The organism is Methylobacterium sp. J-001 (genome assembly GCF_022829565.1).
Classification (GTDB): domain Bacteria; phylum Pseudomonadota; class Alphaproteobacteria; order Rhizobiales; family Beijerinckiaceae; genus Methylobacterium.
On record NZ_JAKSYN010000067.1, the window covers coordinates 1 to 24,076 of the forward strand.

General features: G+C 68.6%; 28 protein-coding genes. 19 read left to right on the forward strand and 9 right to left on the reverse strand.

Going from position 1 to position 24,076, the window contains the following annotated elements:
* Positions 1-444 precede the first annotated feature (444 nt).
* The 5 genes from MKK65_RS06995 (at position 445) to MKK65_RS07015 (ending at position 7,790) form a co-directional block, all read left to right on the forward strand.
* Positions 445-2,322 (forward strand): extracellular solute-binding protein, encoded by a 1,878-nt coding sequence (locus MKK65_RS06995; RefSeq protein ID WP_243956536.1) that lies wholly within the window; start codon positions 445-447, stop codon positions 2,320-2,322.
* A complete protein-coding gene (locus MKK65_RS07000; RefSeq protein ID WP_243956538.1) occupies positions 2,319-4,172 on the forward strand; it encodes an extracellular solute-binding protein in 1,854 nt (617 codons plus the stop codon). Before MKK65_RS06995 ends, MKK65_RS07000 begins: the two co-directional genes overlap by 4 nt.
* Positions 4,173-4,179: 7 nt before the next feature.
* Positions 4,180-5,283, forward strand: a complete 1,104-nt coding sequence (locus MKK65_RS07005) for a microcin C ABC transporter permease YejB (RefSeq protein ID WP_243956540.1) — start codon at positions 4,180-4,182, stop codon at positions 5,281-5,283.
* 393 nt (positions 5,284-5,676) lie between these two features.
* Positions 5,677-6,654 (forward strand): N-acetyl-gamma-glutamyl-phosphate reductase, encoded by a 978-nt coding sequence (gene argC, locus MKK65_RS07010; protein WP_243956542.1) that lies wholly within the window; start codon positions 5,677-5,679, stop codon positions 6,652-6,654.
* Between the two features lie 599 nt (positions 6,655-7,253).
* Positions 7,254-7,790: a DUF2059 domain-containing protein gene (locus MKK65_RS07015; protein WP_243956544.1), complete on the forward strand. Its 537-nt coding sequence runs from the start codon at positions 7,254-7,256 to the stop codon at positions 7,788-7,790.
* Between the two features lie 38 nt (positions 7,791-7,828).
* On the opposite strand, the gene MKK65_RS07020 is transcribed toward MKK65_RS07015, so the two are convergent.
* The gene (locus tag MKK65_RS07020; protein ID WP_243956550.1) at positions 7,829-8,617 is read right to left on the reverse strand and encodes a helix-turn-helix domain-containing protein; all 789 of its coding nucleotides are present in this window, start codon (positions 8,615-8,617) and stop codon (positions 7,829-7,831) included.
* Positions 8,618-8,679: 62 nt separating this feature from the next.
* On the opposite strand from MKK65_RS07020, the gene MKK65_RS07025 reads away from it, so the two are divergent.
* Positions 8,680-9,876, forward strand: a complete 1,197-nt coding sequence (locus tag MKK65_RS07025) for an MFS transporter (protein ID WP_243956552.1) — start codon at positions 8,680-8,682, stop codon at positions 9,874-9,876.
* Positions 9,877-9,942: 66 nt separating this feature from the next.
* A complete protein-coding gene (locus MKK65_RS07030) occupies positions 9,943-10,464 on the forward strand; it encodes a GNAT family N-acetyltransferase (protein ID WP_243956554.1) in 522 nt (173 codons plus the stop codon).
* Between the two features lie 78 nt (positions 10,465-10,542).
* Here the strand turns inward: MKK65_RS07030 and MKK65_RS07035 are convergent, their stop codons facing one another.
* From MKK65_RS07035 to MKK65_RS07050, 4 genes are all read right to left on the reverse strand, one after another.
* The gene (locus MKK65_RS07035; RefSeq protein ID WP_243956556.1) at positions 10,543-11,271 is read right to left on the reverse strand and encodes a Crp/Fnr family transcriptional regulator; all 729 of its coding nucleotides are present in this window, start codon (positions 11,269-11,271) and stop codon (positions 10,543-10,545) included.
* Positions 11,272-11,471: 200 nt separating this feature from the next.
* The gene (locus tag MKK65_RS07040) at positions 11,472-11,726 is read right to left on the reverse strand and encodes a hypothetical protein (RefSeq protein WP_243956557.1); all 255 of its coding nucleotides are present in this window, start codon (positions 11,724-11,726) and stop codon (positions 11,472-11,474) included.
* Between the two features lie 359 nt (positions 11,727-12,085).
* Positions 12,086-13,303, reverse strand: coding sequence for a multidrug effflux MFS transporter (locus MKK65_RS07045; RefSeq protein WP_409565375.1), 1,218 nt, complete (start codon positions 13,301-13,303; stop codon positions 12,086-12,088).
* A 58-nt stretch (positions 13,304-13,361) separates the two neighbouring features.
* Positions 13,362-14,327: a c-type cytochrome gene (locus tag MKK65_RS07050; RefSeq protein ID WP_243956561.1), complete on the reverse strand. Its 966-nt coding sequence runs from the start codon at positions 14,325-14,327 to the stop codon at positions 13,362-13,364.
* A 294-nt stretch (positions 14,328-14,621) separates the two neighbouring features.
* On the opposite strand from MKK65_RS07050, the gene MKK65_RS07055 reads away from it, so the two are divergent.
* The 4 genes from MKK65_RS07055 (at position 14,622) to MKK65_RS07070 (ending at position 16,881) form a co-directional block, all read left to right on the forward strand.
* Positions 14,622-15,365, forward strand: coding sequence for a 3-deoxy-manno-octulosonate cytidylyltransferase (locus tag MKK65_RS07055; protein ID WP_058190864.1), 744 nt, complete (start codon positions 14,622-14,624; stop codon positions 15,363-15,365).
* Positions 15,366-15,377: 12 nt separating this feature from the next.
* Positions 15,378-16,235 carry a prephenate dehydratase gene (locus tag MKK65_RS07060; protein WP_243956563.1) on the forward strand — a complete coding sequence of 286 codons (858 nt, stop codon included), beginning with the start codon at positions 15,378-15,380 and terminating at the stop codon, positions 16,233-16,235.
* 120 nt (positions 16,236-16,355) lie between these two features.
* The gene (locus MKK65_RS07065) at positions 16,356-16,598 is read left to right on the forward strand and encodes a BrnT family toxin (RefSeq protein ID WP_243956768.1); all 243 of its coding nucleotides are present in this window, start codon (positions 16,356-16,358) and stop codon (positions 16,596-16,598) included.
* Positions 16,599-16,611: 13 nt separating this feature from the next.
* On the forward strand, positions 16,612-16,881 hold the full coding sequence (locus MKK65_RS07070; protein WP_243956565.1) for a BrnA antitoxin family protein: 270 nt from the start codon (positions 16,612-16,614) through the stop codon (positions 16,879-16,881).
* A gap of 6 nt (positions 16,882-16,887) precedes the next feature.
* Here MKK65_RS07070 and MKK65_RS07075 read toward each other — a convergent pair whose 3' ends face one another.
* Positions 16,888-17,613, reverse strand: coding sequence for a tyrosine-protein phosphatase (locus MKK65_RS07075; RefSeq protein ID WP_243956567.1), 726 nt, complete (start codon positions 17,611-17,613; stop codon positions 16,888-16,890).
* A 216-nt stretch (positions 17,614-17,829) separates the two neighbouring features.
* On the opposite strand from MKK65_RS07075, the gene MKK65_RS07080 reads away from it, so the two are divergent.
* Positions 17,830-18,336, forward strand: coding sequence for a GNAT family N-acetyltransferase (locus MKK65_RS07080; RefSeq protein ID WP_058190869.1), 507 nt, complete (start codon positions 17,830-17,832; stop codon positions 18,334-18,336).
* Between the two features lie 111 nt (positions 18,337-18,447).
* A complete protein-coding gene (ppa, locus tag MKK65_RS07085) occupies positions 18,448-18,981 on the forward strand; it encodes an inorganic diphosphatase (protein ID WP_007559546.1) in 534 nt (177 codons plus the stop codon).
* A gap of 43 nt (positions 18,982-19,024) precedes the next feature.
* On the opposite strand, the gene MKK65_RS07090 is transcribed toward ppa, so the two are convergent.
* A complete protein-coding gene (locus MKK65_RS07090) occupies positions 19,025-19,558 on the reverse strand; it encodes a gamma carbonic anhydrase family protein (protein WP_243956569.1) in 534 nt (177 codons plus the stop codon).
* A 134-nt stretch (positions 19,559-19,692) separates the two neighbouring features.
* Between MKK65_RS07090 and MKK65_RS07095 the strand changes: the two genes are divergently transcribed.
* Both MKK65_RS07095 and MKK65_RS07100 read left to right on the forward strand, forming a co-directional pair.
* Positions 19,693-19,971: a hypothetical protein gene (locus tag MKK65_RS07095; protein ID WP_243956571.1), complete on the forward strand. Its 279-nt coding sequence runs from the start codon at positions 19,693-19,695 to the stop codon at positions 19,969-19,971.
* 173 nt (positions 19,972-20,144) lie between these two features.
* The gene (locus tag MKK65_RS07100) at positions 20,145-20,330 is read left to right on the forward strand and encodes a hypothetical protein (protein WP_243956573.1); all 186 of its coding nucleotides are present in this window, start codon (positions 20,145-20,147) and stop codon (positions 20,328-20,330) included.
* A 26-nt stretch (positions 20,331-20,356) separates the two neighbouring features.
* Here the strand turns inward: MKK65_RS07100 and MKK65_RS07105 are convergent, their stop codons facing one another.
* Together MKK65_RS07105 and MKK65_RS07110 are read right to left on the reverse strand one after the other, a co-directional pair.
* Positions 20,357-20,521: a hypothetical protein gene (locus tag MKK65_RS07105; protein ID WP_243956575.1), complete on the reverse strand. Its 165-nt coding sequence runs from the start codon at positions 20,519-20,521 to the stop codon at positions 20,357-20,359.
* A gap of 125 nt (positions 20,522-20,646) precedes the next feature.
* The gene (locus tag MKK65_RS07110) at positions 20,647-21,162 is read right to left on the reverse strand and encodes an META domain-containing protein (RefSeq protein WP_058190874.1); all 516 of its coding nucleotides are present in this window, start codon (positions 21,160-21,162) and stop codon (positions 20,647-20,649) included.
* 241 nt (positions 21,163-21,403) lie between these two features.
* On the opposite strand from MKK65_RS07110, the gene MKK65_RS07115 reads away from it, so the two are divergent.
* The 4 genes from MKK65_RS07115 (at position 21,404) to MKK65_RS07130 (ending at position 24,057) form a co-directional block, all read left to right on the forward strand.
* Positions 21,404-21,727 (forward strand): multiprotein-bridging factor 1 family protein, encoded by a 324-nt coding sequence (locus tag MKK65_RS07115; protein WP_243956577.1) that lies wholly within the window; start codon positions 21,404-21,406, stop codon positions 21,725-21,727.
* Between the two features lie 154 nt (positions 21,728-21,881).
* Entirely contained in the window at positions 21,882-22,619 is a 738-nt protein-coding gene (locus MKK65_RS07120) for a PIG-L deacetylase family protein (RefSeq protein ID WP_243956579.1), read from the forward strand.
* Positions 22,616-23,209, forward strand: coding sequence for a class I SAM-dependent DNA methyltransferase (locus tag MKK65_RS07125; protein WP_243956581.1), 594 nt, complete (start codon positions 22,616-22,618; stop codon positions 23,207-23,209). The genes MKK65_RS07120 and MKK65_RS07125 overlap by 4 nt, the downstream gene beginning before the upstream one ends.
* On the forward strand, positions 23,206-24,057 hold the full coding sequence (locus MKK65_RS07130) for a glycosyltransferase family 2 protein (RefSeq protein ID WP_243956583.1): 852 nt from the start codon (positions 23,206-23,208) through the stop codon (positions 24,055-24,057). Before MKK65_RS07125 ends, MKK65_RS07130 begins: the two co-directional genes overlap by 4 nt.
* Positions 24,058-24,076 lie beyond the last annotated feature (19 nt).

Here is a 24,076-nt window from a genome sequence, read left to right on the forward strand (position 1 = left end):
CCGCTGTGCTCGCCATGTGGCTGGTCGAGGGCCGCCGCGGACGTGCGGCTTGATTTTTTGGTTTTTCGCGTCGCGGCTGTCCGACTGGATCGGACAGCCGCGACGCCCTCCCTCCCCCCTCTGCGGGGGAGGGTGGCCCCTGCGTCAGCAGGGGTCGGGAAAGGGGCAGCGCGACGGTTCAGGATTTCACACCTGTCACGCCTTTTCCGGAAGCCGGGTCCCCTCTCCCGACCCGCTTCGCGGGCCACCCTCCCCCGCAGAGGGGGGAAGGAGACGCGCGCGGATCCGGGCCCCGTCAAAAAAGTCCCGTGCTGCGCGTCACGCCATGGTCGTGCACCGACCGGCAACACGCAGCCTCGACGCCCAGGCCGCACCCGGCCTAAGACCCTTCGGAAACCAAAATTCCCGCACCGCACGGTGCGTCGATAGGGAGACAGCCTGCCCGTGACCGGACGCCTCCTCGCCGCGACGCTCGTCGTCGCCTGCCTCCAGTTCGCCCCGGCCCAGGCGCAGGAACCGGCCGCGATGCCGGCCGCCACCGGACAATGGACCCACGCGATCACGTTGATGGGCGAGCCGAAATACGGCTCCGATTTCAAGCATTTCGACTATGCCGACCCCAATGCGCCGAAAGGCGGCCTGGTGCGGATGGGCGCGCAGGGCGGCTTCGACAACTTCAACATCGTGGTCGCTGGCCTGAAGGGCGACCTCGAGAACGGGGTCCAGCAGATCTACGATACGCTGATGACCGAGTCCTCGGACGAGCCATTCACGTCCTACGGGCTGCTGGCCGAGGCGGTGCGGATCGCCCCCGATCTCGGCTCGGTCTCGTACCGCCTGCGTGAGAACGCCCGCTGGCATGACGGGAAGCCGATCACCCCCGAGGACGTGGTCTGGTCCTACGGCGTGCTGAAGGCCAACTCTCCGTTCTACGCCGCCTACTATCAAACCGTGGCCAAGGCCGAGGCGACTGGCCCGCACGAGGTGACCTTTACGTTCACCGAGAAGGGCAACCGCGAGCTTCCGCAGGTGATCGGCCAGCTGCGCGTCCTCCCCAAGCACTGGTGGGAGGCCAAGGATGCCAACGGCAAGCCGCGCAGCCCCACCGAGACCACCCTGGAGCCGCCGCTCGGCTCTGGCCCCTACCGGCTCGCCAAGTTCGAGCCCGGCCGCAGCGTCATCTACACCCGCGTGCCGGACTATTGGGGCAAGGATCTGCCGGTGAATGTCGGGCGCTACAACTTCGACACGGAGCGGTTCGAGTATTTCCGTGACGGCACCGTGCTGGTCGAGGCCCTGAAGGGCGACCTCTACGACTTCCGGGCCGAGAACATCGCCCGCAACTGGGCGACCGCCTACGATGATTTCCCGGCCGTGAAGGAGGGGCGCCTGATCAAGGAGGCGTTCCCGGAGCGCGGCACGGGCATCATGCAGGCCTTCGCGTTCAACACCCGAAGGGACAAGTTCAAGGATCCGCGGGTGCGCCGGGCCTTCAACCTGGCCCTGAACTTCGAGGAGATGAACAAGGCCCTGTTCTACGGCCTGTACAAGCGGATCGACTCCTACTTCTTCGGCTCCGAGCTCGCCTCCGCGGGCCTGCCGGAGGGCGAGGAGAAGGCGATTCTGGAGAGCGTCAAGGACAAGATCCCGGCTTCGGTCTTCACCACGCCCTACGCCAACCCGGTGAACGAGACGCCGGACGCCGTGCGGAAAAACCTGCGCGAGGCCGTCGGATTGCTGCGCGAGGCGGGCTACGAGTTACGCGGCGGCAAGATGGTCAACAAGGCCACCGGTGAACCGCTGACGGTCGAGTTCCTCGAGTTCCAGAACGCCTTCGAGCGGGTGATCCTGCCGTTCTCCGCGCAGCTCAAGCTCATCGGCATCGACGCCTCGCTGCGGGTGATCGATGCGGCGCAGTACCAGAACCGGATGCGCGAGTTCGACTTCGACGTCACGACCAACGCCTGGGGCGAGTCGCTGTCGCCGGGCAACGAGCAGCGCGAGTTCTGGGGCTCGGCGGCGGCCGACAAGCCCGGCTCGCGCAACCTGATCGGGATCAAGGATCCCGGCATCGATGCGCTGATCGAGAAGGTGATTTACGCGCCCGACCGGGCCGGTCTGGTTGCCGCCACCCGGGCGCTGGACCGGGTGCTTCTGGCGCACGATTACGTCGTGCCGCAATGGTCGGCCAGCGAGCAGCGGACCCTGCGCTGGAACCGGTTCGGCCACCCGGCGATCCTGCCGCGCTATGCCGGGTCCGGATTCCCGACGACCTGGTGGTACGACGAGAAACTGGCCGCCAAGACCGGAGCCCCGCGTTGACCGCCCGCCCCTGGCGGCCGAGCCGGCGCGGCCTCGTGCTCGGCGCCGGCGCCCTCGCGGCGATCCGTCCCGCCTGGGCCGCCGCGGAGGAACGCCACGGCCTGTCGAGCTTCGGCGAGCTGAAATACGGCCCCGGCTTCGAGCGGTTCGACTACGTGAACCCGATCGCCCCGAAGGGCGGCCGCTTCTCGACCCAGCTCACCGGCACGATCGGCAACCAGGCGCTCAACACCTTCAACACGCTCAACATCTACGTGCTGCGCGGCGATGGGGCGGCCGGGCTGGACCAGACCTTCGACAGCCTGATGGTCCGGGCGCTCGACGAGCCGGACGCGGTCTACGGGCTGGTGGCGCGCGCCGTCACGGTGAGCCCCGACGGCCTGACCTACACCTTCGCGCTGCGCCCGCAGGCCCATTTCCACGACGGCTCGCGGCTCACCGCCCGCGACGCCGCCTTCAGCCTCAAGCTCCTGCGCGACAAGGGACACCCCTCGATTTCCGAGGTGATCCGGCCGATGACCGACGCCCGGGCCGAGGGCGACGACACCCTGGTCGTCACCTTCGCGGAGGGCCGCGCCCGGGACCTGCCGTTGTTCGTGGCCCAGCTGCCGATCTTTTCCGCGGCCTATTACGGCGCCCGCGACTTCGAGGCGTCGAACCTCGAGGCGCCGCTGGGCTCCGGCCCCTACCGGGTCGGCGCGGTCGATCCCGGCCGCTCCATCGGGCTGGACCGGGTCCCGGATTACTGGGCGGTGGATCTCCCCGTGACGGCTGGGCAGAACAACTTCGACGCGATCCGCTACGAGTATTTTCGCGATCGCACCGTGGCCTTCGAGGCGTTCAAGAGTGGTGCCTTCACGGTCCGCGAGGAGTTCACCGCCCGGGTCTGGGCCACCGGCTACGACTTCCCCGCCGCCACCGAGGGCCGCGTGATCCGCCAGACCGTGCCGGATGCGCGACCGAGCGGTACGCAGGGCTGGTGGATCAACACCCGCCGCGCACCGTTCCGCGACCCGCGGGTCCGCGAGGCGATCGGCCTGTGCTTCGACTTCGAATGGTCGAACCGCAACCTGATGTACGGCGCCTACACGCGCACCGCCTCGTTCTTCGAGAATTCCGACCTCAAGGCCACCGGCAAGCCCTCGGCCGAGGAGCTGGCCCTGCTGGAGCCGTTCAAGGACCTGCCCCCGGAGGTGTTCGCCGAGGCCTGGACGCCCCCCGTCTCGGACGGGTCCGGCCAGGACCGGGCGCTGCTCAAGCGCGCCGACGCGCTGCTGCGCGAGGCCGGCTGCACCCGCCAGGGCGGCGGCCTCCTCCTGCCCGGCGGCCAGCCCCTGGCCATCGAGTTCCTGGACGACGACCCGGTCTTTCAGGCGGTGACCCAGCCGTTCATCCGCAATCTCGGGCTGCTCGGGATCAAGGCGACCCACCGCACCGTCGACCCGTCGCAGTACCAAGCCCGGGTCAACGATTTCGACTTCGACGTCACGTCCCGCCGCTTCGCCGGCGGCGTCACCCCGGGCGCGGAGCTGCGCGAGCTCTACGGCTCCAAGGCTGCCAGCACCCCGGGCTCCAACAACCTCTCGGGCGTCGCCGATCCGGTCATCGACGCGCTGCTCACCGTCATCGCCGATGCCCAGTCCCGGGCCGCGCTGACCACGGCGTGCCGGACCCTCGACCGGGTGCTGCGGGCCCAGCGCCTCTGGGTGCCGATGTGGTATTCCGGCGCGCACCGCCTCGCCCTGTGGGACCTCTACGGCCGCCCGGCGAACCCGCCCAAATATGATCTCGGCGCCCCCGGCACCTGGTGGTACGAGGTCGACAAGGCCAAGCGGATCGGGCGGGACTAGGACGATCATGCTCGGCTACATCTTGCGCCGCATCGGCCTGATGATCCCGACCCTGTTCGGGATCATGCTGATCACCTTCACCATCGTGCAATTCGCCCCCGGCGGCCCGGTGGAGCGCGTGCTCTCGCAGATGAAGGGCCAGGGCGACGGCGCCCTGTCGCGGGTCACCGGAGGGACCGGCGATCTCGGCGGCGGCGGCCGGTCGGCAGGGGGCGGCGAGGGCAATTCCCGCTATCGCGGCGCGCAAGGGTTGAGCCCCGACTTCATCGCCAAGCTGGAGAAGCAGTTCGGCTTCGACAAGCCGGCCCCCGAGCGCTTCGCAAAGATGCTCTGGGACTACGCCCGGTTCGATTTCGGCCGCAGCTACTTCCGCGATGTCACCGTGATCCAGCTGATCCAGGAGCGCCTGCCGGTCTCGATCTCGCTCGGCCTGTGGATGACGCTGCTGTCCTACGCGATCTCGATCCCGCTGGGCATCCGCAAGGCCGTCAAGGACGGCGAGCGCTTCGACCGCTGGACCTCCTTCGTGGTGATCATCGGCTACGCGATCCCAGGCTTCATGTTCGGGCTGATGCTAATCATCCTGTTCGCAGGCGGCTCGTTCTACCAGTGGTTCCCGCTGCGCGGCCTCACCAGCGAGGGCTGGGAGACCTTCACCACCTGGCACAAGCTCACCGACTATGCCTGGCATATGGTGCTGCCTCTCACCGCCCTGGTGATCGGCGCCTTCGCCACCTCGACCCTGCTCACCAAGAACTCGTTCCTCGACGAGATCCGCAAGCAATACGTCCTGACCGCCCGGATGAAGGGCCTGTCCGAGCGGCGCGTGCTCTACGGCCACGTCTTCCGCAACGCCATGCTGATCGTGATCGCCGGCTTCCCCGGGGCCTTCATCTCGGCCTTCTTCACCGGCTCGCTGCTGATCGAGACGATCTTTTCTCTCGACGGGCTCGGCGAATTGTCGTTCCGGGCGATCGTCGGCCGCGATTACCCGGTGGTCTTCGCGACCCTCTACATCTTCTCCCTGCTCGGGCTGGCGGTGAACCTGCTCTCGGACCTGATCTACGTCTGGATCGATCCGCGGATCGACTTTTCCGCCCGGGCGACCTGACGGTGGGAAGCGACGACCGCGGGGTCCGGATGCCATAGGGTTCCGACCCATGCCGGGCATCGCAACCGTCGCCCGGCTTCTCGAAAGGTCGCCGGATGGCGGCCGCCCTTCGATGTCGGCTCGGATGGTCGGCGGAGACACCGCTTGACGACGAATAGGGGTCGCGACACTATCGCGGGACATGGACAGGAATCAGCCATTATGTGACCGACGCCGACGTCGCTGTACCCAAGCGGCGGCTCCTCGGGCTGCGCGTCGATCAGCGCCCGTCCGCGTGGTGACGGCCTCACCGTAGGTCCCACCCGCCGGAGCGGCTCCGGCCCGCGTTCCTGAACCTCCGCAGCCCTCGGCTCCGGGGGTTTTCTTTTGCCCGAACCCCAGAAGGACACCCCTATGAGCCTCCGCGTCGGCATTGTCGGGATCAGCGGTTTTGGCGGCGGCGAGGCGATGCGCCTGATCGCGAGCCACCCGTCTTTCGAGCTCATCTACGCCGCGGGAGAGGGCAGCGCCGGCAGCCGTTTGGTGGAGCGCTTCCCCGGTGTGCCGGCCAAGGTGGCCGAACTGGTGATCGAGAAGTGGGATCCAGAGACCCTGCCGAACCTCGATGTGCTGTTCGCATCGCTGCCCACGGGCACTTCGGCCGAGGCGCTGGCACGCGTCTCCAAGGACGTGAAGATCGTCGATATCGGCGGCGACCACCGCTACGTCGCGGGTTGGGCGTACGGCTTGGCCGACGTCTGGCCGAGCCAGATCAAGGGTCAGAGCCGCATCGCCAACCCGGGCTGCTTCCCCGCGGCGACGCTGACCGCATTGGCGCCGCTGCTGGCCGACAAGCTGATCGAACCCGGTCAGATCGTCGTCGATGCCAAGACCGGCATTTCCGGCGCCGGCCGGGGCGGTGCCGACAGCCGGTTCGGCTATGCCGAGAGCAACGAGAACCTCGTGCCCTACGGCCTGCTCAAGCACGTCCACATGCCCGAGATCGCCACGACGATCGAGCGGCTGAGCGGCGGCAGCGCGGCCGGGCTGGTCTTCACGCCGCATCAGGTGCCGATGACCCGCGGCGTCCTCGTCACGATCTACTGCCGGGGCCAAGCCACCACGCGCCAATGCCTGGACGCCGCCCGGCGCTTCTATGCCGAACGGGCGTTCGTCCGCGTGACCGATGCGCCGCCGCAGACCAAATGGGCGGCCGGCTCGAACCTGGCATTCGTCAGCTATGCGTCCGATCCGGAGCGCAGCTTGGTGATCGCGATGGGCGTGGTCGACAATCTCGGCAAGGGCGCGGCCGGTCAGGCGGTGCAGAATGCCAACCTCATCTGCGGTCTGCCGGAAACCGCCGGGTTGGACGGTGCACCTGTTTGGCCGTGATGAGGACGGAACGTCGGCGCGAATCTCGGCCACGCCGCCCCGCGTCCCGGTGAGAAGAACGGGAACGACGCGTTGCTGTCCGTGGTCAGGGCCATGCAGTGATCGGCGCCCGTGCGGAACGGCGCGGCGTTCATCAGGACGCACCACCGCTCCGCCGCCATCGCCTCGGGGGCCTCGAAGCCGCGCAGGATCACGCCTCGTCCATGCGTGCCGATCTCGGTCCGCCAGCAGTTGGGCAGCGTCCCGCCCTTTGCCTGGGCGGCCCAGGCTCGCTCTGAGATCGGGTGGACCGCCTGAAACGGGCACGATCGCCTCGTGCGCACACAGAGCAGGCAAGGAGGCTCATTGGTGTCGTTCGCGTCTCCCGCCCCGACCGACAGGGCTTCGATCCCGGGACGCGGGTGAAGCCGCCTGCGCAAGGCTCCGGCGATGCTCGACCTCCGCGCCACCAAACCGCGACGCACCGGGGCCATGCGCGCCTGCGTCAAGCCAGCCTGTCACGATCAAAGCCTCAGCGTCATTGATCCCGATCACGATTCCGGTAGCACTGCCCAGGCCGTGCAACGCAGGATCGTACGGCGATCGCGATCGGAGCACTCATGCGCCTCTCGACCCTTCTCGTCGGCCTCTGTCTCGGAACCGCGCTGCCCGGCGCGGTGATGGCGCAGCCGGCACCGAAACCCGCGCCGGCCGCGGCGCCGGATCCGGCTCTGCTGAAGGTCGCCCGGGAGACGGTCGCGCAGATGCAGGGGGATCGCGCCGCCACGCTCGGCTCGATGGCAGCCCCGATGGTCGGCATGATGCAGCAGATCGGCATCAAGGAGCCCGACAAGGCGCAGGTGCTGGTCCAGGAGGTCGTGATGCCGACCCTGTCCGAGCATTACGATGAACTCCTCGACATCCAGGCCCGGGGCTTTGCCACGATCCTGAGCAAGGACGACCTGCAGGCGATCGCGGCCTTCTACGCCACGCCCACCGGCAAGCGCCTCGCAGCCGCCCAGCCGCAGCTCGCCCAGATCCAGCTGGCGGGCATGCAGCAATGGATGCAGGCGGTGGCGCCCGAGATGCAGGGCAAGATCGTCAAGGCGGTCCAGGCCCATGGCTGGGGTCCGGGCGGTCAAGCCAAGCCGAAGTGACCAACTGATCGGGTTCGACTGAGAACCGCGCGGGCGGCCTAAGGCGGCCCACCGCCGCCCAGCACCCGCGCCACCGTGCTCCGCAAAGCCTGAGCGCTGCGGTAGCCCACCGCCGCCGCCACGGCGCCGGGCGGGCGGCCCTCGGCCGTCAGCGCAAGCGCCCGGATCACCCGGGCCCGCGCCCGCCAATCGCCGAAGCTGAGCCCGGTCTCGGTGCGGAACCGCCGGGTCAGGGTGCGCCGGCTCGCCCCGGCGCGGTCAGCCCAGGCGTCGAGGTCTTCCACGGCGGCAGGATCCGCGATCAGGCCGACGCAGACTCGGCGCAACCGAGCATCCCGGGGCAGCGGCAGGGTGAGCGGCGTCTCGGGGGCGCGGCCGATCTCGTCGAGCATCAGGGCGGCGAGGTGGCCGCCGCGGCCGGCCTCATCGTACAGCACCGGTTCTTCCGCGAGGGCGGTCAGGGCTGCGGCGAGGAGCGGCGAGACCGCGATCACCCGGCAGAACATCGGAAACGCCGCCACGGCGGCCGGGTCGAGATAGGCCGTGCACAAGGCCACCGGCCCGTGGGTCACCGTAGCATGCGGCAGCCGCGGCGGGATCCAGAGGGCATGCCCCTCTGGCACGACCCAGGTGCCGTCCTCGGCCGAGGCGCTCATCAGCCCCGCCGTCGCATAAAGGAGTTGCGCCCGGACATGGAAATGCAGGCCGGTGCCGCTCCCGGCCGGCAGCGGCTTGCGCACGACCGCAACCGGCCGCGGCACATGCTGATAGTCCGACGCGGCGGTCGACCGCGGCGCAACCGTCGATTTTGGCCCGTTCGCATCCATATCCGGCCCGACGCCTCCATCGGGCCAAGATATTAAGGGTCGATCCTGGAGGATACGCCGCGATGGATGCCGAAACCCTGTCCCGCCGCACGCTGCGCTTCGTCAACGTCGCGCATGCCCTCGACCATTTCGTGCTGCTGATCTACCCGACCGCGGTCATCGCCATCGCGGCCCAGACCGGGCTCGGTTACGGCGAGCTGATCGGGCTCGCCACCGGTGCCTTCGTCGCCTTCGGCCTGTGCTCGCTGCCGATGGGCTGGCTGGCGGATCGGTTCGGCCGACGCACCATGCTGGCGGTGTTCTTTTTCGGCTACGGCCTGTCCTGCCTGGGGGTGGCAAGCGCCACGACCCCGCTGAGCTTCGCGCTGTGGCTGTGCGTCCTCGGCCTCGCCTCGGCGATCTACCACCCGGTCGGCTCGACCATGCTGGTGACCCATGCCCGCCGGCTCGGGCGGGACCTCGGTGTCAACGGCGTCTGGGGCAATCTCGGCGCCGCTTCGGCCTCGGGGGTGACCGCACTGCTCGCGACCACCGCCGGCTGGCGGGCGGCCTTCGTGGTGCCGGGCCTCATCTGCCTCGGCTGCGGGGCCGCCTTCCTGGCCTTGGTCCCGGGTGATGGCGAAGCCGGCGGCAAGAAGGCCGGGGGCGCGGCCGCGATCGCGGTGAGCCGGCCCTGGGCGCTGATGGCCCTGTACGCCCTGGCGATCTTCGCGGGCGGCGTCACCTTCAACCTGACCACGATCAGCCTGCCCAAGGTGATCGACGAGGGCGTCGGCCACGCCCTGCCGCTGGCGCTCATCGGCTCGCTCGCCACCGTGGTCTTCCTGTTCGGCGCGCTGATGCAGCTCGCCATGGGCCGGCTGATCGACCGGTTCAGCCTGCCGTCCCTGTTCGTGACCCTCTCGGTGCTGCAGCCCGTGGGCCTCGGAATCGCGGCGCTCACCACCGGTCTGCCGCTGCTCGCCGGGCTGATGCTGGCCATGACGGCGATCTACGGACAGGTGGTGATCAACGACGCGATGATCGCCCGCTACGTGCCCCCGGCCTACCGGGCCCGGGCCTACAGCGTGCGCTACTTCGTCGGCTTCACCGCCAGCGGCTTCGTGGTCCCGGCGATCGCGGTCCTGCACGACCGCGGCGGCTTCGCCCTGGTGCTCGGCATCGCGGCCGCCTGCGGCGCGGTGATCTGGCTCTCGGCGCTCGGCTTCCTGAAGGTAACGCAGGCGGGACCGAGAACCGAGCTGGCGGCGGCGGAGTAGGCCGGCAGTTTGCCGCCCCGGTCCGGCGCTGCTACGCGGCGGCGGTTCCGAGCCGCGAGCCCGCCCTTGACCACACTCTCCCTCGTGATCCGGCCCGAGCGGCCCGAGGACGACCCCGCGATCGAGCGCCTCCAGGCCCGGGCCTTCGGTCCCGGACGGTTCGCCCGCACCGCCTACCGGCTGCGGGAAGGTGCGGCGGAGCGGATCGACCTGGGCGTCACCGCCTCGGTCGGCAGTTTCCTGGTGGGTTCGGTGCGGATGGGTCCGGTGCGCACCGGGAGCGTGCCCTTCGTCATGCTCGGCCCCCTGGCGGTGGACCCGAGCTTCGCGGGCCGCGGCATCGGCAGCACCCTGACCTGCGCGGGTGTCGAGGCGGCCCGGCAAGCCGGCGAGGGCCTGGTGATCCTGGTGGGGGACGCGTCTTATTACTCCCGCTTCGGCTTCACCCGGATCCCGCCGGGCCGCCTCATCCTGCCGGGCCCGGTGGACCCGACCCGGCTCCTGTGGCTGGAATTGGCCGACGGGTTCTGCGAGGGGGTGTCGGGGCTGGTCGAGGCGGTGCACCCGTCGGGCACGACGGGCGTTTGACGAGTCCGGGATCCGAAAGATCAGCGCGCTTTTCCAGAGCAGGGTCGAGCCCGTCGAATACCCCGCTTCGGCCCCGTTCTAGGCCTGTGGCTCGAGACGCCCCTCGATCAGACGCACGTATTCGGCTTCCGCAACGCCGTAGCCGTCGCCGGCGCAGTCGAGCAGCCCCTCGCGATCGAGCACTTCGACGCTCCCGCGGCGCTTCCGCACGAACCCGTCGGTCTCCAGGGTTCTGAGGGCCGCGGTCACGCCCGGACGCTCGACGCCCAGCATGAACGACATGAAATCCTGCGTGACGGTGATCTGGTTGCCGTCGATCCGGTCGTGGCACATCAGCAACCATCGGGCGAGGCGGGTCGCGGTGTTGCCCCGCGCATTGGCGAAGGCCGTCTGGGCCGTCTGGACGAACTGCGCCTGGATGAAGCGATGCAGCACCCGGCGCAGGGTCGGGCGCCGTTCCACCTCGCTCCGCAGCACCGCCACGTCGATGCTCAGCATGTGACCGGCCATCTGCACGAAGTGGGTGTGCGGGCTGCGGTCATCGTCGAGCAGGATGGGGGCGGCGCCGACGAGACCCTCCCGGCCGATCAGTCCGATCTCGACCCGGCCGCTCGGCTCATCGTTGGTGATCGAGACGAATCCCGCCTCCGGGAAGAAGACGGTTTCGATCGTCGTGTGCGAGGGGATCAGGACGTGCCGCAGGGCCATGTCCTGACTGCGCAACGCCGGCTGCAGGGCCGCGAAATCCTCCGGTGGAAGCGCACGGAGAAGGCGATTTCGGACCCCGGATTGCGGGAGGATGGACATGGTGCTCGCCTGCGACGGGCAAGAGCACAGAGCGTCCCTCAATCACCAGCGCCCGAATTGTGGCCGGCGATCAGCATCAAGTGGTGTTTTTCGCAAGACCTGCAAGTGTTACGGAAAGAGCGTACAAGTTTTACAAAATACGCTTTCCAACATCGCTCACCGCCGACCAAATAAATAACAAACGTTGGATTTGGTGCGGTCTATCTGCGGGCAGAATCGTGGGCTTGTGCCTTCAAAATCTCTTGGACGCACGCGAACACCGCTCTTCGATCCTCGGGGGCTCGGATCGCGAGCCACATCTGCAGAAGCTGAGCGGTGTGCCCGACCGAAGGTCCATCGGGGGCTTCGAAGAAGAGATCCGTCGAACAGCCGAGCACCGCCGCCAGATCATTGAGCCGACCCGACGTCCGAGCGGGTGCCAGCGCATTCAAGGCGTTCGGGGTCTTCATATCCATTTCGGAGTCTCGATCAATAAATCCCGTCGCAGCGGCGACGAATGCATCTTATCACTGTAGATCGGGTTGCAAAACCGTAATTAAAATACAATAATTCAAGAGATAGAGATCTGAATGTAAATTTTTTACATTCGAGAACCCGCCCTCGAACATCTTACAAATTGGATTTGCAATGAATCGGGCCTCTGATCTGGATGCTGTAGCAGATGCATGTATTGCCGCCCATGCCGTCATCACCGAACACGGCACACCTCAGATGAAGATGCTGAGCCGGGTTCTGCTGCACATCGTCGGCAAAGAGATCGCACGGAACCTGTCATCCGCGCAGCACGATGGCGATCTGGCGCGGCACGAGCGGATCACGCCCGTCGCAGCGCCAGGGCCGCGATCAAGCCGGCCGTGAGCAGCGCCAGGGCCACGGGGGTCGCCGACGTCGCAGGCCAAGCCGAGGCCGCAACCGTGAACAAAGCCCCGAAGGTCATTTGCGTGAAGCCGTAGAGGCTGGAGGCCGAGCCCGCCGCGTGCGGATCGACGTTCATCAGACCGGCCACCGCGTTGGGACTGAGCAGGCCGACCCCGACCGCGTAAGCAAACAGCGGCACGATCAAGCTGACGACGCCGAGCATTCCGGTCCGGTCGACCAGCAACAGCGCCAGGGCTGACGCGATGCAGAGAAGATTGCCGCTACGCGCCGCCTGCCGGATAGGCACCCGGCTCGCGAGACGGCTCGCCATTACCGCGCCCCCGACCATGCCGAACACCACGATCAGGCAATCGAACCCCACCTCCTGCGATGAGCGCCCGAGCCGGTCGACGAGCAGGAACGGCGCCACCGCCAGAAAGGCGTAGAGGCTGGTTCCGCCACAGGCTCCCGCGACGAGGTAGGCGCGGAACACCGGCACCTTCACGAGCCGCACATAGCCCGCCAGGATCGCCCCGAAGCCGGGCAGTGCCACCTTGTGCCGGTTGGTCTCCGGCAGGGTGAACACCACCAGGGCGCCGAGCAAAGCGACGATCCCGGCGAGCACCACGAACACGGCGCGCCAGCCGAACGCCTCGTTCACCACCCCGCCGATCGCCGGTGCCAGGGCCGGCGTGAGCGTCATCGCGGTGGTGAGGATCGCGAGCTTCCTGGCCGCGTCCTCTCGAGTGGAGACGTCCCGAACCATGGCCCGGCCGATCACCAGGGAGCCGCAGGCCCCGAGCGATTGCAGCACCCGCGCCACCAGCAGCACGCCGATATTCTGGGCCGGGATCGCCAGCAGCAGCCCGGCCAGGTAGAGACCCAGCCCGCCGATCAGGATCGGCCGTCTGCCGAACCGGTCCGAGAGCGGGCCGTAGAGAAGCTGACCGCCCGCGAGCCCGACCAGATAGACCGTGATGGTGAGCTGCGCGGCGGCCGTCGTGGTGCCGAGATCCGCGGCGGCGGTGGCGAGCGCGGGCACGAAGATGTGCAGCGCCACCGTGCCGGTCATGGTCACGGCGACCAGCAACGGCAGGGGCGCTCGGCGCCCCGCCGGGTCGGGACTTCGATCGGGCAAGAGGATTCCTTCGCGGTGTCTGACCCGGGCTGACATCGGGTCGCGGCCGCCTCAAGGCAAAGGTCGGGCCTGAACCCGACCAGTTCCCCCGCCCCTACTCCTTCGGGGTCGGCAGCGGTGCGTTCAGATCCTTGGTCGGGCCATCGACCTCGAGGTTCCTGGCCCGGTCCACCGCCTCCGGATTGGCCTGGGCCGCCGGCTCCTTGGCGGCCGGGGCGGACGGGGCCGTCGGTTCGGCCGGGATCAGGCTGGACGGCGTGCCCTGCTGGTCGCCGTCATGGGCACCGGCCGGCGGGGCCGGGGCGTTGCGGTCGCTCGACTCGCTCGGCGCCCGCGGACTACCAGCCGACTTCTCCTCGACCGGCTTGGCCGTGCTGGTATCGGCAGGTTTGGCCGTGCTGTCCTTGCCCTCAGACCCCTTGCCGGCGGCCGGCTTGGAGGCGGAGGGTTTTTCCTCGGACGCAGCCGCGGGCTTGTCCTCGGGCTTGGCGGCGGGCGCGGCCTCCGGCTTCGCCTCGGTCTTCTCGACGGCGGGCAGCGGCTTGGGGGTGTCGGCGTTCGTGCGCAGGTAGGCGATGACGTTGGCCCGCTCCTGCGGCGAGGTGATGCCGGCATACGCCATCTTGGTACCGGGGGCGTAGCCCTTCGGGCTGGTCAGGAAGGCGTCCAGGTCGTCGTAAGTCCAGGTGCCGCCCTTGCCCTTCAGGGCCGCGGAGTACTCGAAGCCGGCATGGCCGCCCTTCGGCCGCTCGACGACGCCGTATAGATCCGGGCCGACCTTGTTCGGACCGCCCTTCTCGAAATTGTGGCAGGCCCGGCAGGCCTTGGTGCCGCCCTCGCCCTTCTCGACGTTGGCGCTGGTGAGCCGCACGGCGATCGGCTCGACCTTGGCCTCCGGTGCCGCAGCGGCGGCTTGCGGCTCCGGCTCGGGCAGATCGTACCCGGCTTTGCCGGCGGGTTTGGGATGGTAGATCAGCTCGGCGACGAAACCCGATCCGGCCGCGAACAACAGGGCGCCGAGGACGGCGCCGAGGACCTTGTTCACCTCGAACGAGTTCATGCTCTTCTCTCGATCTGCCCCCGCCCGACACCGGCTGGCCGGGACGCGGGACCTTGGAAGATTTCAAGGGTGCTTAGCCGTTTCGGCACGATCTTGACAATGCCGCACCCGGGATCCGCACTGTCGCGGGCCGAAAGGGTCGAGGCAAATCGCCCAGCTTGTCACCCGATGGCATCATTTTTCCGGTTTGCGCGATGCGGCGCCCGTGGCTCACGAGGGACGACAACGGCGGGAAGGCCTGTTAAGCAGCCGCGCTTCGCTGGCGGACGCCTCTGCCTCTGGTCCGAGCCCCTCATGTCCGATCCCCTCGTGCTGATCCCGGCCCGACTTGCCGCGACGCGCCTGCCGAACAAGCCGCTGGCCGAGATCGCCGGCGAAGCGATGATCGTCCATGTCTGGCGCCGGGCCATGGAGGCCGGGATCGGCCCCGTGGTGGTGGCGACCGACACGGCCGAGATCGCCCAAGTCGTCGAGGCCGCCGGCGGCATCGCGGTGATGACCCGGGCCGACCACCCGTCCGGCTCGGACCGCCTCGCCGAGGCGCTGGACACCGTCGATCCGGAGGGGCGCCACGATGTCGTGGTCAACGTGCAGGGCGACTTGCCGACCATCGACCCGGCGATCATCGGCGCCTCGATCGGCCCGCTTTCCGACAGGACGGTCGACATCGTCACGCTATGCGCGCCGATCAGCGACGCGCACGAGGCCGACAATCCCAACGTGGTGAAGCTCGTGGGCCATCAGGTCGGCCCGGGCCGCCTGCGTGCGCTCTACTTCACCCGCGCCCGCGCCCCCTGGGGCGAGGGTCCGCTCTGGCACCATATCGGCCTCTATGCCTATCGCCGCACGGCGCTCACCCGCTTCGTCGCCCTGCCCCCGGGGGAATTGGAGACTCGGGAAAAGCTCGAGCAGCTGCGCGCGCTGGAGGCCGGCATGCGCATCGATGCCGTCATCGTCGACGACCTGCCGCTCGGCGTCGACACCCCCGCTGACCTGGAGCGCGCCCGCGCCCTGCTCCAGGCCCGCCGCCTGAACTGAACCGCATTCCCGATGACAGACCGCACCATCTCGTACCAGGGTGAGCCCGGGGCCAACTCGCACATCATCTGCGCCGAGGCGTTTCCGGATTGGACGCCCCTGCCCTGCGCCACCTTCGAGGACGCCTTCGCGGCGGTCACGGAAGGTCGGGCTCAGCGGGCGATGATTCCGATCGAGAACTCGATCGCGGGCCGGGTGGCCGATATCCACCACCTGATCCCGACCTCGCCCCTGCACATCGTGGCCGAGCACTTCCTGCCGATTCATTTCCAGCTGATGGTCCTGCCGGGCACCGCCCTGGAGACCGTGCGCACCGTGCACAGCCACGTCCATGCGCTCGGCCAGTGCCGGCGGATCGTCCGTCGGCTGGGCGTGAAGGCCGTGGTCGCCGGCGACACCGCCGGGGCGGCGCGCGAGGTCGCGGAGATCGGCGACCCGAGCCGGGCGGCCCTGGCGCCCGCTTTGGCCGCCGAGGTCTACGGCCTCGACATCCTGGAGCGCGACGTCGAGGATGAGGCGCACAACACCACCCGCTTCGTGGTGTTCTCCCCCGAGCCCGAGCCGGTGGAGCCCGGCAGCGGCCCGTGCGTGACCAGCTTCGTGTTCCGGGTCCGCAACATCCCGGCGGCCCTCTACAAGGCGCTCGGCGGCTTCGCGACCAACGGCGTCAACATGTCCAAGCTCGAGAGCTACATGATGGACGGCGAGTTCACCGCCACGCAGTTCTACGCGGAGGTGGACGGCCATCCCGAGGATGCTGGCCTCGCCCGTGCGCTCGACGAACTCCGCTATTTCTCGCGGGAATTGCGGGTGGTCGGCACCTACCCGGCCAATCCGTTCCGCGAGGCGGCGCGGCCGGCAGCGGAGTAGCGGGCTTCGCAGTTCAGGCCTGTCATCGCACCTTGCGGTAACGACAATCCGTAACTACGCTTCGCCACGGGCTTTCAATGGGATACCGAGAAGGATGCAGCCAATCAGGCCAAGCATCTGATCGGATTCCGACAGGCTGCCGAGATCTTCCGCGGCTTTCGGCTGACGCGCGAAGACCTGCGACGCGACTATGGCGAACGCCGGTTCATCAGCTTGGGCCTGTACGACGGGGCGGTGTTGCGGGTGGTGTATGTTCAACGTGACGGCGACATCCGCATCATCTCGGCATGGAAGGCGAGCCGCCATGACAGGAAAGTCTACGCCGAAGCGCGTTCGAGAGCGGGCAGCGACCGTCCGGTATGAAGGCTTTGTTGACATGCCGGCGGCGGACCCGTTGAGCCCGGCCTTCAAGGCCCTGGACGATGCCGAGATCGAGCGACGCGCCGCTGCAGATCCCGATGCCGGCCTGATTCCGCCGGGTTTCTGGGACGAGGCCTCGCCGGCGTCCGTCGCGACGAAGGAACAGATCACGCTGCGCCTCGACGCGGACGTGCTGCGGCATTTCCGGAGCGCCGGAAAGGGTTATCAGTCTCGGATCAACGCGGTGCTCAAGAGCTACGTGACGGCGCAGGAGAAGCGGCGGTAGCAAAAATCACTCCCGCCGCAACACCCTGTCGGCCGCGAAATCCGACCAGAACCCTGGCCGAAAATCCTGCTTGAGCGCCTCCGGGTCGTAGATCGTCTCGACCCAGGTCAGGAAATCGATGCCCTTGGCCTCGCCCTCCGCGCGGTAGCGCGCGAAGAAGGCGTCGAGGATGCCGGTCTTGGCGAAGCGAAGATGGCCGTAGCGGGCCGAGAGCTGGCGGGCGGCCTCGGCCACCGGGCGGTTCTCGTGCAGGATCAAGTAGAGCGCCGAAGCGAGGCCGGCGCGGTCGGCGCCGGACTTGCAGTGCATCACCGCCGGGTACTGGATGCCGGCGAAGAAGTCCTTGGCGCGCAACAGGGTCTCCCGGTCCGGGGCCTCCCGGGAGCGCAACACGAACTCGACCAGGGTGAGCCCGTGGCGCTCGCACGCCTCGCGCTGCAACGGCCAGGAGCCGTGCTCGCGCCCGCCGCGCAGGGAGATGATGGTGCGCACACCCTCGGCCCGGAAGCGCGCAAGCTGGTGCGGCCCGGGCTGGGCCGAGCGCCAGAGCCGACCCGAGCCGACCCGGTGGCGGTTGAGGTAAGCCAACCGGAACACGCCGTGATCGATCAGCAGCATGTTCGCCCAGGCCTTCAGCCGGTCGCCGGGGCCGGCGATCGGCCGCTCGAAGCGGGCGATCCGGGCCATGCGGCGCGCGTAGCGCGTCTCGGGCTTGAGGAAGCGGTTGAACACGATCGGGGCTGCCGCGGAATCGGGAGCCGGCTCTAACAGCCCCCCGGAAGCCCGGCAATTCGCCTATCGAACCGGCAGCCAGTCCGCTTTACCGCCCACCAACGGAAAGGTCCAAAAAAACCGGCGCCGATCTTGCCTTCACTCTGCCTGGATCGGGATCGAACCTGGGCGGGCCGCACGGGTTATCCGACGGTCGACGGGGGAGGCCGGAAGCCGATGAGCACGCGCACCACGAGCATCCGTCGGGCTCGCGAAGCCGATCTCGGTAGCCTGTCGACGGTGTTCGATGCGTCGTGGCGCGAGGCCTATCGCGGCATCATCCCCGGGGTGGCTCTGGAGCGGCTGATCGCGGGCCGCGACCGGGCCTGGTGGCGCAGCGCCCTGCGCCGCGGCCGCCCGATCGCCCTGGTCGAGACCGGCGAGCGGGTGGTCGGGTACGCCGCCTACGGACGCACCCGCAGCCGGGCGCTCGGCACCGAGGCGGAGATCGACGAGCTCTACCTGCTGCCAGAATATCAGGGCGTCGGCCTCGGACGCCGCCTGTTCAAGGCGGTCCGCAACGACCTCGCCGACCACGGCCTCACCCAGCTCGGCGTCTGGAGCCTGGAGGACAACGCCCGTGCCGGCGCGTTCTACGAGGGCCTCGGCGGCAAAGCCGGACCGCGGGTGCTGGACCGGGTCGCGGGGGTGGCGCTTCCCAAGGTCGGATACCTGTTCAGCTAACGTTTCTTGGGACTCGTCGCCGGCCTCGCGCCGATACTGATTTGCATCGCCGAGCCAGGCATCTAAGAGGTCCGGGAAGCGGTGCAGACCGCATCCCGGAAGCGATACGCCATGAACATCGACGCCATCCCGCTCGGCAAGAAGCCCCCGCACGACGTCAACGTCATCATCGAGGTGCCGCTCGGCGGCGAACCGATCAAGTACGAGATGGACAAGGAATCCGGCGCGCTGGTCGTCGACCGGTTCCTCTATACGCCGATGTTCTACCCCGGGAACTACGGCTTCATCCCGCATACCCTGTCGGGCGACGGCGATCCCTGCGACGTCCTAGTAGCCAACACCCGCGCGGTGCTGCCCGGCGCGATCATCAGCGCGCGCCCCGTCGGCGTGATGGTGATGCAGGACGAGGGCGGCGAGGACGAGAAGGTCATCGCGGTGCCCTCGCGCCACCTGACCAAGCGGTATGACCGGGTCGAGAACTACACCGACCTGCCCGACATCACGATCCAGCAGATCCAGCACTTCTTCGAGCACTACAAGGATCTGGAGCCCGGGAAGTGGGTGAAGTTCGTCCGCTGGGGCGACAAGGAAGAGGCCCACCGGCTGATCGAGGAAGCGATCGAGCGGGCGAAGGCCAAGAAGTAATCGTTCCTCGCAGGCCGCTCCCACTCGGAGCGGCCTGCCGCAATCATCCGTCGATGCGGCGCAGGCCGGCCTTGTAGCGACGGGCGTTCTCGACATAGCGCAGGGCCGCCTGGCGCAGGCCCTCCACGGCCGCGGCATCAAGGGTGCGCACGGCCTTGGCCGGAGCGCCGACGATCAGGCTGTGATCCGGAAATTCCTTGCCCTCGGTGACCAGCGCGTTGGCGCCGATCAGGCAGCCCCGGCCGATCCTGGCGCCGTTCAGCACCGTCGCACCCATGCCGACGAGACTGCCATCACCGATCGTGCAGCCATGGACGATGGCGCCGTGGCCCACCGTAACGTCGGTACCGATCACCAGCGGAAAGCCGGGATCGACATGCATGATCACGCCTTCCTGCACGTTGGTGCGGTCGCCGATCCGGATCGGCTCGTTGTCGCCGCGCAAAGCTGCGCCGAACCAGATGCCGACATCGAGGCCAAGATAGATCTGGCCGATCACCTGGGCGTCCGGGGCGATCCAGACCCGGGTGGGATCGGCAAGCTGCGGCGCGTGGTCGTCGAGGGCGTAGAGCGGCATGGCTGGCTTCCGTCCCGGAGGCTGATCCGTCGGCATCGAAGTCGACGATGGGCATCGCCTGTCGCCGGAATGGCACAGGTCCGTCTCGCCTGCCAATGCTAGGCTACCCGCCCGATCGGATGCGAGGCGCAGGCGTGAAACGGATCACGGCAACGATCGGCCTCGCGGGCCTGCTGCTGGCGCAAGCGGCCGCGGCGGCGGATTGGCACGAGGGCGTCCGGCCCGCGGGCTTTCGGGCCACCTGTGAGGATCTGGCAACCTTCTGCTTTGCGGCTACCTGCGGGGGCGATCAGATCGAAGCGGCCGAAACCTGCCGGGCGCACTGCCCGAGCGCCGTGATCCTGAGCGTGGTGCCTTCCGCCTGCCGAATCCCGGGCGCAGTGTCCGGGCCGATCCTCCGGCGGCGGGGCTGAGGCCGCGGCATGATCCGACGCAGCCTCGGCGACGGATCGATAGATCTATGTGAGAAAAAAGCCTCCGTCCTGCGGCAACAAAACGCGGGGCGCAGCATTGAACATGCTCCAACGGCTCAAAAGCAAGCACCTCATTGCGGACCGTTGCTCGCACTGGCGCGAGACCGGAAGCTATGAAGATGATCAAAGACGATCTGAACCCGCCCCCTATGGGCTTGAACGCCGATCCTATTCTGTACGGGGTCGCTGTCGGACTGGCGGCGCTGTTTCCGCCGGTGCTGTCCCACGGTCACGATTCCACCGACCGGACCGTGTCGTCCGACGAAGACGAGAATCGGGACGCGCCCGATTCGGAGTGAGCGTGTCGCCATCCGCCGCCTGATCGTCAGGTGGCCAGCCGCGCGATCAGCAGCAGCGTTGCTGCGGCCGGCACGGCGGCGGCGAGCCAGAGTGCGAGGGCATGAAACGCAGGCGGCGCCGTGAAGCGTGAGGGCCACGATACACCGGGGCGCAAAGGTTCTCCGCGCCCGAAATCGATTCCGATGGCCATCAGCGCCTCCTCGATGCCCGAGGAGAAAAGGCCGGCGGCCCTCAAGAGCGTCTGAATCCGCAGACGGGTTCGCGTGGCGTGGTGAACCCGTCGTTAAGGCAAGGGCCGGAGCGCCGGAGTAGGTCTCAGAGCGCCCGGTCGAACTTCAGCTCGCCATTCGGGCTTTTCAACACGAGTTGGGAACCGACGAGATCCCACACGGCCGCCGTGCGCAGGGCGACGAAGAAGGCCTGCTCGGAGGCCGCGAGGCCCTTGTCGCAGCTCTTCTTCGTGAGGGCGAGCGGACCGACCGCGAGGTGCTGATCCTTCAGCGGGAAGGCGGTCGCCGCGAAAGTGTTGCAGCCTCCGTAGCCGCGAGCGCGGTACTGCTTGTCGATGATGAAGCTCGGCCGGTCGCCCCCCGTGAACGGCTTGCCGTTGAGGCTTACGGCCGTCCAAGTCGAGTCGAGCGGGAAGATCTTCTCGCTCGCCTTCGTGCCCGGCACGTATTGCGGCTTCTTCTCTTCTTCGCCGCCGGGGCGGCGGTTGCCGCGGCCGAAGCCCGTGGGCGCGCCGCCCATCTGGGCCTGGGCCTGCGTCGCTGCGGTCAGGTCCACGGCCAACACGGCACAGGCCAAGGTGGCGATCAGCACCGCTCTCATCGTTCTGCCCCTCAAACGCGCGCGCACGGCGCTCAGCTCATCGTCCATCCGGGGGATGCACCGCCTACGGCAGATACCGGCCCGACGCCCACGATTCGTGCGTCGCGGCCGCCCCGAACCCATACGCCCCCGCGGATGCGATTGAAATTCAGCACAATTATGGTCGCGGCGCATTGTCGGGCGCCCGGAAACGATCCGCGGCGGATATCGTTGTTGGTGATTGCACGGGATGGAGGACAACGTGGCAGGATCGGACGAGGGCGGCCAGGCCGGTGCGGGTGCGCCGGCGATGAGCCCAGCACAGTCGCGGGCGGCACGGGGACTGCTCGGATGGTCCGAGGCGGACCTCGCCGCAAAGGTCGGCCTCGACGAGCAATTCGTGCGCGACTTCGAGAGCGGCTACGGCGACCCGCCGAGCGGGCAGATCGAGGCCCTGCGCAGCGCCCTCTGCTCCGCTGGCGCGGCGTTCGACGATGCACCCAATCCCGGCGTCCACCTGGCTGCTCAGTCCAAGGCCGACGAGGGCGTCCGGCTCGGTGCCCTGACGACCGAGAACGATCGGTAGGGCCTCTGTCGGACGGCTTCGGTCATGACGCGTTCAGCCGCCGGAGCCGATATCCGGGGGGCTCGATCTGCCCGTCGTTCCAGGAGCGATCCGTGACCCTTCTCCACAACCGCTCGATCTACGCCGGCGCGCATGCCTGGACGGAGGCACGCTGATGCGGGCCGATACCTTCCTGGCGGCTGCCGACGCGCTGCCCGAGGCGGATCTCGGCACCCTGGTGGAACGGGGCGGCGTCGTGGTGGTGGCGCCGCATCCTGACGACGAGAGCCTGGGCTGCGGCGGCCTGATCGCGGCGGCCCGCGCCGCCGAGCGGGACGTACGCCTGGTGGTGGTCAGCGACGGTTGCGGCTCGCACACCCATTCCCAGCTGTACCCGTCGGATAAGCTGCGCGCGCTGCGGGAGGCTGAGACGCTCCGGGCCGTATCGATCCTCGGCCTGGCTGCGGAATCCGTGATCTTCCTGCGCCTGCCCGATGCGCATGTGCCGAGCGCCGGCCCCGAGGCGGAAGCGGCCGCCCATGCTGTCGTTCAGGCCGCCAGCGCATGCGAGGCCGGCGCCGTCTTCGTGACCTGGCGGCACGATCCGCATTGCGACCACAGGGCATCGGCCGCCATCGTCGGCCTGGCCCGGCCGCAGATGCCGGGCGTGATGATCTACGAATACCCGGTCTGGGGCTGGACCTTGCCGCCCGAGACCGAAGTCGGGCCCGCCCCGGACGGCCTGCGGCTCGACGTCTCCGCCTACCGCGCGGCCAAGGCCCGGGCGGTCGCGGCGCACGAATCGCAGACCACCGACCTGATCTCGGACGATCCCACGGGATTTCGGCTGGAGCCCGCGATGATCGACCGGCTCTGCGGCCCCTACGAACGCTTCGTCAGGATCCACACATGAACCGAGCGACGGAGACTCTCCCGAGCGATTACTTCGCTGGTATCTACGCCAGAGATACGGATCCCTGGCAATTCACAACCTCGACGTACGAGCGCGACAAGTACGCGGCGACACTGGCCTGCCTGCCGCGGCCGCGCTACCGCGCCGCCTTCGAGCCGGCCTGCGCGATTGGGGTGTTCACCCGCGCCCTGTCCGAACGCTGCGACCGCCTGCTGGCGAGCGACCTGATCCCGGCCGCCGTGGAGGCCGCCCGAGCCCGCAACGCCGACCAACCAACGGTCGAGATCCGCCAGGGCGCCGTTCCGGCGAACTGGCCGGAGGGTCTGTTCGACCTGATCGTGCTGTCCGAATTCCTGTACTTCCTGGACCCGCCCGATCTTGCCAAGTTGGTCCGGCGCGTCGGCGGCGCGATCGAACCCGGCGGCGATCTGGTACTGGTCCACTGGATCGGCGAGACCGACTATCCGCAATCGGGCGACCAAGCTGCCGAGAGCTTCATTGCGCAGGCCGCCTCGTTCGCGGGCCTGATGCACCAGGACCGGACCGACAAGTATCGGCTCGACGTGCTGCGCGCTGGAGCGTCCCGGTGAGCACCACGGTCATCACTCTCAACAAGGGTCGTGGCGCCCATCTCGCGCGGCTGCTCGAAGGGCTGGAGCGCGGCACGCCCCCCGCGGCCTGCATCGTCGTCGAGATCGGCGGGGACGACACCCCGCTGCCGGACCTGTCCTTCCCGATCGCACGCGTCCCGTTCCCGCGGGACGGCCTGCCTCTTGCGGCGGCGCGCAATGCCGGGCGCCAGGCGGCCCGGACCGACACGCTCGTCTTCCTCGATGTCGATTGCATCCCGTCCTACGGACTGGTCGCGGGCCTGTCGCAGGCGGTGGCCGAGCATGACGCCCTGATCTGTTGCGAGATCGGCTACCTGCCGGCGGGCGCCGTCCAGGATGGCTGGGAGGAGGCCATGCTCGACCAGCTCGGCCATCCGCACCCGGTGCGTGCCTTCCCGCCCCCCGGCTTGGTGGCCCCGGCGCCGCAGCCCGGCCTGTTCTGGTCCCTCGCCTTCGCGGTGCGGGCCGCGACCTACGACCGGATTGGCGGCTTCGACGAGTCCTTCTCCGGCTACGGGGCCGAGGATACCGACCTGGCGTTCCGAGCGGACACAGCCGGCGTGCCGATCCTGTTCCTCGGCGGCCTACGGGCCTACCACCAGCACCATGCGAGCTACGACCCGCCGCTCCAGCATTTCCGCGATATCGTAGCCAACGCCGCCCGGTTCCACGCCCGCCACGGCTTTTGGCCGATGGATGGATGGCTCGACGGGTTCGCTCGCCTCGGCCTGATCGCGTCGGATCGGTCGAACGGTATCGTAATCCACCGCGACCCGACTCCGGCCGAGATGACTGCGGCGCGCCTGCCGGACGCACGTCCGTTCTAAAGCGATTGCGTCGCGGCCG